Origin of the sequence: Selenomonas sp. F0473, assembly GCF_000315545.1 — a bacterium.
Classification (GTDB): Bacteria; Bacillota; Negativicutes; order Selenomonadales; family Selenomonadaceae; genus Centipeda.
Map to the genome: position 1 here is coordinate 1,714,650 of NZ_JH992902.1, position 11,725 is coordinate 1,726,374.

Consider the following 11,725-nt stretch of genomic DNA (forward strand, 5'->3'; position numbering starts at 1 on the left):
GGCATGCGTTATTTTTCGGAGGCGGAGCGCGTTCAAATCGTTGCGGTCGGCGCGGTGCTGCTCGGCTTGATCTACTTTTTCCTAATCGCACCGTTTATAGAAGCGGAATGTCGTGCGGCCCGGGCGGAACTCGAGGCCGCGCGTGCGGCGTCGGCGGAGCTCGCGCGTTACCGCGCGGGCGCGGGCGACGATGCGGAGGCCGTGCGTACGCGGGGGAATACGGGTGCGGAAGCGCTGCCCGCGTCGCTCGGGCAGGGCGCGTTTATTCAGGCGGCAGAGCGCACGGCGTCCGCGGCGGGAGTGACCCTCGACGCCGTTGTCCCTCAGGCGGTTGAAACGTCGGATGAACTGACGGTGCAGCCGATCGAAATCTCTTTTCACGGCGGCTATTTCGAAATTTTGGACTTTATGAAAAGTCTTGCGGAGGGGCCGCGCGCCGTTCAGTTCGGCGATATGGAGCTGAAGGAGGAAGAGCGCGGTCTGCATTGTGCGCTTACGGTAAGAATCGCTTCCACGGCGGAAAATACGAAAGAACCGCCGCGGAATGGAAAGTAAAGTCTTGTCTTTGGGGCGTAAATGGCATATATTATAATTACGATCATGAATCTGCACGGAAAGGGGACGGCATGAGCGGACTGCGGTTTATCACGGCGGGCGAGTCGCACGGCGCGGCGCTCACCGCGATACTGGAAGGATTGCCTGCGGGGCTTGCGGTCGCGCGGGAGGCGATTGACGGACAGCTCGCGCGGCGCCGGCGCGGCTACGGGCGCGGCGGCCGCATGAAGATCGAGACGGACCGCATTCAGGTGCTCTCGGGACTCCGGTTCGGCGAGACGCTCGGATCGCCCCTCACGCTGCAAGTGGTCAATCGCGATTTTAAAAACTGGACGGAGCGCATGGATCCCTTCGGTGCGCCCGTGGGGCCGAAGGTCACGGCAGTGCGGCCGGGACATGCGGATCTCGCGGGCGCGCTCAAATATGACTGTGACGATGCGCGCGATATCCTCGAGCGATCGAGCGCGCGCGAGACGACGATGCGCGTCGCCGTCGGCGCGGTCTGCCGGCAGCTGCTCGCTGCGCTCGGCGTTACGGTGGTTTCTCATGTGACGGAGATCGGCGGCGTTTCGGCGGACCGCGCGGCGATCCGCGAAGCGGATATCGGCGTGACGAACGGCGCGGCGCTTTCCTGCTGTGATCCCGCCGCCGAGATACGCATGAAGGAGCGGATTGATGAGGCAAAGGCGGCGGGCGATACGCTCGGGGGAATCTTTGAGATCCTCGTGCGCGGCCTTCCCGTCGGCTTAGGCTCCCATGTGCAGTGGGACCGTCGGCTCGACGGACGTCTCGCGGGCGCGCTCATGTCCATTCAGGCGGTCAAGGGCGTGGAGATCGGCGCGGGCTTTGCCTGCGCACATGCGCCCGGCAGTGAGATCCATGATGAAATCTATATGGGCGACGACGGCCGCCCCTGCCGCCGCACAAATCGTGCGGGCGGTCTCGAGGGGGGCATGACGAACGGCGAAACCCTTGTCGTGCGCGCCGTGATGAAGCCGATCCCGACGCTCATGGCGCCGCTGCGGACGATCGATCTCGTTGCGAAGAAAGAAGTATCGGCGGCGAAGGAACGCAGCGACTGCTGCGCCGTGCCCGCAGCCTCCGTCGTCGGCGAGGCCGCGGTCTCCTTTGTCCTTGCAGATGCCGTCTGTGAGATGTTCCATGCGGACACCATGACAGACCTTGCCGCGTCCGTTGCGGCGTATCGCTCTCGTATAGACGGCAGGTGGCAGAACGCATGAAGAACGTCGTCCTGATCGGCTTTATGGGGACGGGCAAGACCACGATTGGCCGCCTGCTCGCCGGGCGTCTCGGCTGCGCCTTTCACGATCTCGATAGGAAAATTGAAGAAACGGGCGGCATGTCCATTCCGGAGATGTTCGCCCGGTACGGCGAGCCGTATTTCCGCGCACGGGAAAAGGAAGCGGTGCGGGCCGCTGCCGCGCGCGGCAATCTCGTCGTCGCGACGGGCGGCGGCGTGGTGAAGGATGCGGAGAATATCGCCGCGCTGCGCAGGAGCGGCATCATCGTCGCTCTGACGGCGGATGTCGACACCATCCTTGCGCGCACCGCCCGGTGCGGGGAGCGTCCCGTGCTGGACGGCGCGGACGCGGGAGATCGGCGCGCGGCGATCGAGAGCCTCCTCGCAGACCGACGGCATCTCTATGAAGGCGCCGATATCACGGTGGACACGACGGGGCGCGCGCCGCTCGAGATCGCGGAACACATTATGCAGTCCATACGAATCTGGAGAAAATAAAATATGCGTAGGGTAGAAGTCGCACTCAAAGAGCGCAGCTATCACATTTATATCGGCTGCGGGATCGGAGACGAACTCGCGGCATTTGTCCGTGCGGCGGACTTCTCGCATCGAGGCATGATTGTCACGGACGCCGAGGTCGGTCCGCACTGTGCGGATGGGATCGCCGGGATTCTCGCGGAGGCGGGGGTCGCGGCGGATATCGTGACGGTTCCCGCGGGGGAGCCTTCGAAGTCGCTGGATGAGGCGAACCGCATCTACACGCGGGCCATCGAGCTGGGCCTGGATCGGAAATCGCCGATCTTTGCGCTCGGCGGCGGCGTGGTGGGAGATCTTGCGGGCTTTGTTGCCGCGACGTATATGCGCGGCGTACCGTTTGTACAGCTGCCGACCAGCCTGCTTGCACAGGTGGATTCAAGCGTCGGCGGCAAGGTCGGCGTCAACCATCCGATGGGCAAGAACCTCATCGGCGCGTTCTATCAACCCGCAGCGGTCTTTATGGAACTGCGGTTCCTCGAGACGCTGCCGCCGCGTGAAGTTGCGGCGGGGCTCGGGGAGATCATCAAATACGGCGTCATCTACGATGCGGATTTTTTCGCATGGATTGCCGCACACCGCGATGAGATACTCGCGCTTGAGCGTGAGGCGGCCGTTCATATGATTGCGCGTTCCTGCGAGATCAAGGCGGACGTTGTGCGCCGGGACGAGCGTGAGAACGGACTGCGGCGCATCCTCAACTTCGGCCATACGATCGCCCATGCGGTCGAGACGGAGACCGGCTATACGCGCTACCGGCACGGTGAAGCGGTCGCGATTGGCATGATCGGGGCGGCTTATATCAGCGAAGAGATGGGGCTGCTCCCCCCTGCGGACCGTGCGCGCATCGAGCGGATCGTTGCGCAGATGGGCCTGCCGCTGCGTGCCGCGGGTGTGACGCCGGATGCGATGTATGCGGATCTCTTTCACGATAAAAAGACCGTGGACGGACGTATCCACTGGGTTCTGGCGCAGGGAATCGGCAGCGTGCGGGTGTGCGCGGATGTGCCCGAGGATGTTGTGCGCCGCGCATTGATCAAAGTTTGCACGGTACATTGAAGGGCGCTTAAGGGAAGCCTATTTTTTGACGAATGATCATGATATAAACGGGGAGGCGAGCGTATGCATGCGTATCTGTGTTCGTTGTTCGGCCTTCTGCTCGTTACCGTTTTGTTATGCGCCGGGCACCCCGTTTCGGCATCCGGAACCCCCTTGGAATGGGAGTATTGGACGGAGCGCACGCCGATACCGCAGACGCCCGCAAAAAGGCCGCCGAATTTCTCGCCGAACGACGGGCAGTGGCGGCAATTCAATCCGCAGTACGGCGTTCCCGTTCCCGACGGCGCGCGTTACGTTTGGGTACGGGTCCTCATTCCGCTCGATACGGCGGTGGACGAAAGCCTTTTCTTTTCGACGACGGATCAGTCCGTGCAGGTGTTTTTGGATGGGATCGCGATCTATCGCTATGGGGATCTCGACTACCGCCCGTATTCCTACGGCCGCAAGTGGCACCTCGTCAACCTCCCCACATGGGCGGCGGGGCAGCATCTCATCATGCAGGTGTACTCCGATAACCCCCGGGTGCTGGGGCAGTTCGACCGCATTCGGATGGACAGGACGTCGCGTCTGATCGAGCATCTTTTTATCTGCGATTTTCCATATGTCAGCGGTGTTACGGCGCTTTTGATCTTCATGATGCTGATCGGCGTATACTTTTTTACGGAAAAGAAACTGCGTGACATTTATGTGCGCCTGATCGCCTTTCTTGCGGTATTTTTCTTTTGGATGATCAGTTCGTCCAGTCTCATGCTGCTCTGGCTCGATTTTCCGATATTCTGGTGGTACGTGGAGACGGCGTCCGCCTACCTTATTATTCTGGCGGGACAGATCCTCATCTACCGCATCATCGATGCGGAATATAAACCGCGCATTCTGCGTGTTTCATGCGTTTATGTCGTGATTCTTCTCCTCGCCGGAGGGCTCGAATTAGCGGGGCTGCACGGCATGTATGCGATGCGGTTTTTCTTCTTCCCGGCGCTGGCGGCGTGCGGCATTCCGATGGGATATTGGCTTTGGCATGCGCATAAGAACGGCAACGCGCACTGCCGGTCGATCCTTATCGCATTCGCCGTGCTCTCCGTGCTTGCCGTGATTGACGGGCTGTCCTTCCAGTTCCGCCTATTTTCATGGAATACGTACTTGCTGCCGTTCGGCATCTATACGATCGCGTTCTTCATCGTGCGGCTCATCCTGGACCGTGCGGAAAACGAACGCTATCTCTCGAACCTTTCCGCGTCGCTCGAGAGCCAGGTGGACGCCGTGACGAAGCGCATGGAGGTCGATCCTCTGACGGGATGTTACAACCGCAATAAATTCGGTTCGGCGGTCAAGGAGTTCATGCGGATCGCCCGCGACACGAGGGAGCCGTTCTCTCTCATCATGTTCGATATCGACCATTTTAAGAGGATCAACGATACCTATGGGCACGATGCCGGCGACGCCGTCCTCATGAACTTTGCCCGTACGATCCGTACGTTCCTCGATCGGCGCCATGTGTTCATCCGTTGGGGCGGCGAGGAGTTCATCCTCCTCTGCCTGCACTATGACGGCGCGCAGGCGACGGCATTTGCCAACATCATTCGCGAAGCCGTCTCCGAGGAACCTCTCCACCCGCAGGATCGGATCACGTGCAGCGGCGGCGTCGGCGTATGGTACGGCAGCGACGAGGACACGGCGGAGCGTATGGTCAAGCGCGCGGACACCGCTCTCTACGCGGCGAAACAGAACGGGCGCAACCGCGTTGCCTGCGAGCCGGACTGGGAGACTTATGCCCCGAAACGCACGTCGAAGCCGCCGAAGCGGGAGTAGGCGCCGCCTCGTGCCGGGCGTTGAGCAGCGCTCAAACGCATCGTCGTGTTGAAAAATTTTTCTTGCGTCAAATTCTATCTTATGCTATAGTCACTAGGTATGTGTGTGGATGGTCCGCCGGGCGCAGAGGGCGTCCGTGAACGTCCGATCGAAGGAGGAAAACAATGAATATCATCGAGATCCTGGAGAAGGAACAGCTTCGCTCAGACATTCCGCAGTTTGCACCGGGCGACACCGTCCGCGTTCATGCCCGTATCGTCGAGGGCACGCGCGAACGCATTCAGGTATTCGAGGGCGTCGTGATCGGACGCCAGGGCATGGGTGTCCGCGAGACCTTCACCGTGCGCCGGATCGCATCGGGCGTCGGCGTCGAGCGTCTCTTCCCCGTGCACTCCCCGCGTATCGCAAAGATCGAGGTGACGCGCCGCGGCATCGTTCGCCGGGCGAAACTTTACTACCTGCGCGGTCTCACGGGTAAAGCTGCCCGCATTCGGGAAAAGCGCTGATCGTAAGAGCGATGGGGACTGCTTCGGCAGTCCCTATTTTTGCTGTTATGAGAGGAGGATGTTATGGAAAAGGAAAATAAGACCGTCTCCGAAATCAAAGACTGGGCGATTTCCATCGTCTTCGCCGTCGCGCTCGCGATGTTCATTCGCACCTTCATCGTCGAACTCTACGTTGTGGACGGCCCCTCGATGCGCCCGACGCTCGAGTCGGCGGAGCGCCTTGTCGTCAATAAATTCATCTATCGGTTCCGCGCGCCCGAAAAGGGCGAGGTGCTCGTCTTCCAGTACCCGCGCGATCCGAGCCGGGACTTCATCAAACGCGTGATCGCGACCCCCGGCGATACCGTCGAGATCCGCGAGGGGCGCGTGCTCGTCAACGATCAGCTCCTCGTCGAGGACTATATCCTCGAAAAGACGCGGAGCGAATATCCCAAGACAACCGTCCCCGCGGGGCATATCTTCGTCATGGGCGACAACCGCAACAACTCCGAGGACAGCCGCTTTGCGGACGTCGGCTTTGTTCCGTACGACCTGATTAAGGGTAAGGCCGTACTCGTCTTCTGGCCGCTGTCCTCCTATAAGACGCTCTAACCGGGAGGACTCTCATGCGTTTTGTATCATGGAACGTCAACGGCCTGCGCGCCGCGCTCAAGAAGGGCTTTATGGAGTCGTTCAAGGCGCTGGACGCGGACGCCTTCTGCCTGCAGGAGACGAAAATGCAGGAGGGGCAGGCGATTCTCGACCTGCCGGGCTACGAGCAGTATTTTTACAGCGCGGAGAAAAAGGGGTACTCGGGCACCGCGATCTTTACGCGCGTGCAGCCGCTGTCTGTCGCGTATGGTATCGGCGCCCCCGAACATGACGATGAGGGCCGCGTCATTACGATGGAGTTTGAGGAACTCTACCTCGTGACCGTCTACACGCCGAACGCAAAGCGCGCGCTCGAACGCCTCGACTACCGCATGGCGTGGGAGGACGCGTTTCGCGCGTTCCTGCTCAACCTGCGCGCGAAAAAGCCCGTCGTCGTCTGCGGCGACCTGAACGTCGCGCATAAGGAAATCGACCTCAAGAACCCCAAGAGCAACCGGCACAATGCGGGCTTTACCGACGAGGAGCGCGGCAAATTCGGCGAACTCCTCGCGGCGGGCTTCGTCGACACCTTCCGCGCGCTCTACCCTGATAGACGCGGCGCCTATACGTGGTGGTCGTACCTGCGCCACGCGCGAGAGACGAACGCGGGATGGCGCATCGACTACTTCCTCGTCTCCGAAGAACTGCGCGGGCGCGTCGCCGCCGCGGAGATTCACGCGGACATATTCGGGAGCGATCACTGCCCCGTCTCGCTGACATTATCCTAAATCCGAAGGAAGATTCATGGCTACGTTAAAAGAAGAGCTCGCGGCGGAGATCGCAAAGCGGCGCACGTTCGCGATCATCTCGCATCCGGACGCGGGCAAGACCACGCTCACCGAAAAACTCCTCCTCTACGGTGGCGCCATCCATCTCGCGGGCTCCATCAAGTCGCGCAAAACGCAGCGGCACGCCGTCTCCGACTGGATGGAGATCGAGAAGCAGCGCGGCATCTCCGTGACCTCATCCGTCCTCCAGTTCGATTACGACGGCTATCGCATCAACATCCTCGATACGCCGGGACATCAGGATTTCAGCGAGGACACCTACCGCACGCTCATGGCGGTCGACAGCGCCGTCATGATTCTCGATGCGGCGAAGGGCGTCGAAGCGCAGACGCGGAAACTCTTCCGCGTCTGCCGCCAGCGCGGCATTCCCATCTTTACCTTCATCAACAAACTCGACCGTTTCGGCAAGGCGCCGCTCGACCTCATGGACGAACTCGAAAGCGTGCTCGGCATTCGCTCCTATCCGATGAACTGGCCGATCGGCACCGACGGCACCTACCGCGGCGTCTACGACCGCGAGAAGAACCGCATCGAACTCTTCGCCGAGGACAGCACGCACGGACAGGAGACGCGTTCTTCCGAGATATTCGCCCCCGATGATCCCGCGTGGAAGGAGCGCGTCGGCGCAGACGCAGCCGCTGCACTCACAGACGACATCGAGCTGCTGCGCGCGGCGGGCGAGACGTTCGACGCGGCGGCGGTCGCCGCGGGAAAATTAACGCCGATGTTCTTCGGCTCCGCCATGACGAACTTCGGCGTGCAGAACTTTCTCGAAGCGTATATCCGCCTCGCGCCGCCGCCCGCGCCGCGCATGTCCTCGGACGGCGTGATCGAACCCGACGACGAGCGGTTCTCAGGATTCGTGTTCAAAATACAGGCGAACATGAATCCCGCGCACCGCGACCGCCTCGCGTTCATCCGCATTTCCTCAGGGAAGTTCGACCGGAATATGACCGTTTGGCACGCGCCGAGCGGCAAACTCGTCAAACTCGCGCAGCCGCAGCAGTTCCTCGCGCAGGATCGGCAGATCATCGACACGGCGTATCCGGGCGACATCGTCGGACTCTTTGACCCCGGCGTGTTCGGCATCGGCGACACCCTCTGCGACCCCGCGCACAAGTTCAAATTCGAGGACTTCCCCGTGTTCCCGCCCGAGCGGTTCGCGCGCGTCGCCGCAAAGGACACGATGAAGCGCAAGCAGTTCGTCAAAGGCATCGAACAGCTCACGCAGGAGGGGGCAATTCAGCTCTTTGAACAGGTCGGCGCGGGACTCGACAGCTACATCGTCGGCACCGTCGGCACGCTCCAGTTCGAGGTGCTCGAATATCGGCTCAAGAACGAATACAACGTCGACATCACCATGCAGATGCAGCCGTTCGAAACCGCGCGCTGGCTCGCGTTCCCCGACGGACGCGCCGTTAGGCCCTCCGACCTGCGCGGCGCCGACCGCGGCATGTTCGTTCATGACAGGAACGGCAACCCCGTCCTCCTCGTGAATAACGAGTGGGCGCTCGGGTGGATTCGCGAAAATAATCCGGAGTTGGAATTAGGTCAAGTGCCTTTCGATAGGAATAAGGCGTGACACGGGATTTTCGCGCCTAGCTGTGTCATTTCGTCGAATACTTCGGTCGACGTAGGTCTAAAACTACGCCTTCCCTCGCCTTCTCCTCATTCCTTGCTATGCATCGAAACTTCCGCGTCACTTAGGTGGCGGCGCAAGGCGGGATTTTCGTGCCTAGCCCGTTTTATAGCAGCGTACTCTGCCGTACCCGCGCGAACGTCGCGTTTGGTACGGTTTTTTCATGTCCCGGGGAATGGTAAGTATTGACAATGGTTCTTGGCATAAGCTATACTGCAATCAGATAAAATTCATAGAGAGGACGGCGGCATGATATGCCGACCGTTCGCAGAGCATCCGATTTGTGTATCGGCATCATCCCGCCGAACACAGCCTATACTGTATGAATAGGAGTTGTATACACGTCGATATCGGCCGGTGTGCCGGGGCTTTTGCGCGGGGGGTATCTCCCCGGACGACGCAAGGGCATCGCTGCTGCCGGAGACTTACGTCTGTATTCGCGTGCAGCCGGGAAGGGATGAGGACGCTCTGTTCGCTTGTTTGACAGGCCCTTCTGCGTTTGCAGAGGGGCTTTTATATTGCCGCGGTCAGGGGGGCGGCGATATGGGGACTATGGGGAAAGGAAAAAAATATGTGGCGTATGATTTTACGGCGTTTTCTCATGATGCTCGTGATTCTGTTCCTGCTCTCTGTGATCACGTTCATTCTCATGCACACGTCGTCGTCGGACCCTGTGAAGCTCTACATGATCCGGTCGGGGATTGTGCCGACGCCGGAACTGATCGCGGAGGTGCGCGCGCACTACGGGCTGGACGAGCCGCTGTGGGTGCAGTATTTCGCGTGGATGCGCGATATCCTCGCGGGGGATCTCGGATACTCGCTGCTCTTTAGCATGCCGGTGTCGTCGCTGCTGGCCGACGCGATTCCCAACAGTGTCCTCCTCACGGTATGCGCGATGATATTGTCGATCGTGATTTCCGTGCCGCTCGCGATCGCGGCGTTTCGCTTTCACGGGCGCCCGCTCGACTTGATCATCCGCTTCGGCTCGTTCATCGGCATCACGATACCGACATTCTGGCTGGCGCTCATTCTCATCTATGTCTTTTCGGTGCAGTTATCCCTGCTGCCCATCCATACGACGGGCCTGCAGGGGCTGATCCTTCCGTCGGCTGCGCTCGCGGTCTACTATGTGGGGCTCTATGTCCGCCGTCTGCGCGGGGCGCTGCTCGAAGAGCATATGAAGGACTATATCACGGGCGCGCGTGCGCTTGGGCTGTCCGACCGCGTGATCCTTTGGCGGTATCTCATGCCGAACGCGCTGCCGAATGTGCTCACGATGCTGGGCATCTCCCTCGGCAATTTGCTGGGCGGCACCGTGGTCATCGAGTCGATCTTCGGCTGGCGGGGCATGGGCTTCCTCATGGTGGAGGCGATCAAGAACAATGATTTTACGCTGATGCAGGCGTATGTGCTCTGGGGGGCGGGCATTTTCATCCTCGTGAATATGGCGGCGGATATGCTCTGTCTATGGCTGAACCCGCAGGTGCGTGAACAGGAGGTGCGGGGATGAGTCTCTTTTTTGCGCGCATGCGGCGCGATCCGGCATTTGTCGCGCTGGTCGTCCTCTTGATCCTGTGGGTTCTCTCGATGTTCGCTGCGCCGTCGTTTCTCTCCTACGACGCCTATGCGACGAATACGGGGACACGGCTCCTGCCGCCGTCGGCCCAGCATTTCATGGGCACGGATCAGCTCGGCCGCGATCTCCTCGCACGGGTGCTCGTCGGCGGACAGGCGAGCCTCATGGTCTCGATTGTGAGCGGCGTGCTCTCGGCGGCTTTCGGCATCGGCGTCGGGGCTGCGATGGCGATGACGCGGGGGCGTGCGCAGCTCGTCTGTACGGGGATCATCGATTTCTTCCTCGCGTTTCCGAGCCGGGTCTTTCTCGTCGCTCTGGTCGGCTTTCTTGGACCGAGCGTGTTCAACATCATCGCTGCGATCCTCATCACGACGTGGGCGGAGTATGCGCGCATCACACGGACGATCGTCCGCACGGAACGGGAGAAGTGGTATGTGCGCTATGCGGATGTTTCTGGCATTCCCTTTTCGTGCAGGCTGCGCAGCTATGTGCTGCCGAATGTCATCCCGCAGATGCTGGTGTTTTTCTTTCAGCATCTGAGCGATATCATTCTTACCGTCGCGGGCCTTTCCCTCATCGGCATTGGGATCCAGCCGCCGACGCCGGAATGGGGGATGCTCCTCATGGGCGCGAAGGACTATATGCAGACGGCGCCGTGGCTGCTCATGTTCCCGGGGCTTGCCATCTTTGTGACGGTGGTCATTTTCAGCCTGATGGGGGACATCCTGCGCGACATCTTTGAGCCGCGCTGGGAGCGCGGCGGAAAGGAGGCGCAGGAGGCATGAACGAACGGCATCAAGCGCCGCTGCTTTCCGTGTCGCATCTCTTTATCGAGGTAGCGCACGAATCCGTGCTGAGCGATGTCTGCGTCGAACTTGCGGCGGGGGAGTCTCTCTCTGTCATCGGCGCGAGCGGCTCTGGGAAGTCGACGCTCCTGCGTGCGATTCTGGGCATCCTTCCGCACGAGGGCCGTGTGCTCGGCGGCGAGATACGCTACCGCGGGACGGATCTCCTGGGCGACGACGCGGCGCGCAAAAAGGTGCTCGGCAGCGAGATTGCGATGGTGTTTCAAAACCCCGGCAATTTTCTAAGCTGTCACCTGCGCGTGCGGCGCCAGTATGAGGACTTCCTGCAGGCCCACGATGTGCCGCGGGCGCAGTGGATGCCGCTCATGACGGAACGGCTGCAGCGCGTGGCCTTTCCGGCGCCGGAGCGCGTGCTTGCGGCCTATCCGTTCCAGCTCTCGGGCGGGGAACGGCAGCGCGTGGCGATCGCCATGACGCTCTCGCTTTCGCCGCGGCTCATCCTGCTCGACGAGCCCCGACCAGCGCGCTCGACCCGATCGCTTCGCTCGATTTTCTGAATCGG

General features: G+C 60.9%; 12 protein-coding genes. All 12 read left to right on the top strand.

The annotated features are described in order from the left end of the window. Nucleotides 1-3 precede the first annotated feature (3 nt). The 12 genes from pilO to HMPREF9161_RS07880 all read left to right on the top strand — a co-directional run bounded on the left by pilO (nucleotide 4) and on the right by HMPREF9161_RS07880 (nucleotide 11,720). Nucleotides 4-555: a type 4a pilus biogenesis protein PilO gene (gene pilO, locus HMPREF9161_RS07825; RefSeq protein WP_009729134.1), complete on the top strand. Its 552-nt coding sequence runs from the start codon at nucleotides 4-6 to the stop codon at nucleotides 553-555. A 71-nt stretch (nucleotides 556-626) separates the two neighbouring features. Continuing rightward, on the top strand, nucleotides 627-1,796 hold the full coding sequence (aroC, locus tag HMPREF9161_RS07830; protein ID WP_009729135.1) for a chorismate synthase: 1,170 nt from the start codon (nucleotides 627-629) through the stop codon (nucleotides 1,794-1,796). Next, entirely contained in the window at nucleotides 1,793-2,314 is a 522-nt protein-coding gene (locus HMPREF9161_RS07835; protein ID WP_009729136.1) for a shikimate kinase, read from the top strand. Before aroC ends, HMPREF9161_RS07835 begins: the two co-directional genes overlap by 4 nt. Before the next feature lie 3 nt (nucleotides 2,315-2,317). Beyond that, nucleotides 2,318-3,409 (top strand): 3-dehydroquinate synthase, encoded by a 1,092-nt coding sequence (aroB, locus tag HMPREF9161_RS07840; RefSeq protein WP_009729137.1) that lies wholly within the window; start codon nucleotides 2,318-2,320, stop codon nucleotides 3,407-3,409. Between the two features lie 63 nt (nucleotides 3,410-3,472). After that, nucleotides 3,473-5,218 carry a diguanylate cyclase gene (locus HMPREF9161_RS07845; RefSeq protein WP_009729138.1) on the top strand — a complete coding sequence of 582 codons (1,746 nt, stop codon included), beginning with the start codon at nucleotides 3,473-3,475 and terminating at the stop codon, nucleotides 5,216-5,218. Nucleotides 5,219-5,382: 164 nt separating this feature from the next. Further along, entirely contained in the window at nucleotides 5,383-5,724 is a 342-nt protein-coding gene (gene rplS / locus HMPREF9161_RS07850) for a 50S ribosomal protein L19 (protein ID WP_009729139.1), read from the top strand. A 63-nt stretch (nucleotides 5,725-5,787) separates the two neighbouring features. Further along, the gene (gene lepB, locus HMPREF9161_RS07855) at nucleotides 5,788-6,315 is read left to right on the top strand and encodes a signal peptidase I (RefSeq protein ID WP_009729140.1); all 528 of its coding nucleotides are present in this window, start codon (nucleotides 5,788-5,790) and stop codon (nucleotides 6,313-6,315) included. A 14-nt stretch (nucleotides 6,316-6,329) separates the two neighbouring features. Next, entirely contained in the window at nucleotides 6,330-7,082 is a 753-nt protein-coding gene (locus HMPREF9161_RS07860) for an exodeoxyribonuclease III (protein ID WP_009729141.1), read from the top strand. A 16-nt stretch (nucleotides 7,083-7,098) separates the two neighbouring features. Continuing rightward, complete coding sequence (locus HMPREF9161_RS07865; RefSeq protein ID WP_009729142.1) at nucleotides 7,099-8,724, top strand: peptide chain release factor 3; 1,626 nt, start codon at nucleotides 7,099-7,101, stop codon at nucleotides 8,722-8,724. 628 nt (nucleotides 8,725-9,352) lie between these two features. After that, nucleotides 9,353-10,291, top strand: a complete 939-nt coding sequence (locus HMPREF9161_RS07870) for an ABC transporter permease (RefSeq protein WP_009729143.1) — start codon at nucleotides 9,353-9,355, stop codon at nucleotides 10,289-10,291. Next, nucleotides 10,288-11,142 carry an ABC transporter permease gene (locus HMPREF9161_RS07875; RefSeq protein ID WP_009729144.1) on the top strand — a complete coding sequence of 285 codons (855 nt, stop codon included), beginning with the start codon at nucleotides 10,288-10,290 and terminating at the stop codon, nucleotides 11,140-11,142. The genes HMPREF9161_RS07870 and HMPREF9161_RS07875 overlap by 4 nt, the downstream gene beginning before the upstream one ends. Continuing rightward, nucleotides 11,139-11,720 carry an ATP-binding cassette domain-containing protein gene (locus HMPREF9161_RS07880; protein ID WP_009729145.1) on the top strand — a complete coding sequence of 194 codons (582 nt, stop codon included), beginning with the start codon at nucleotides 11,139-11,141 and terminating at the stop codon, nucleotides 11,718-11,720. Before HMPREF9161_RS07875 ends, HMPREF9161_RS07880 begins: the two co-directional genes overlap by 4 nt. Nucleotides 11,721-11,725 lie beyond the last annotated feature (5 nt).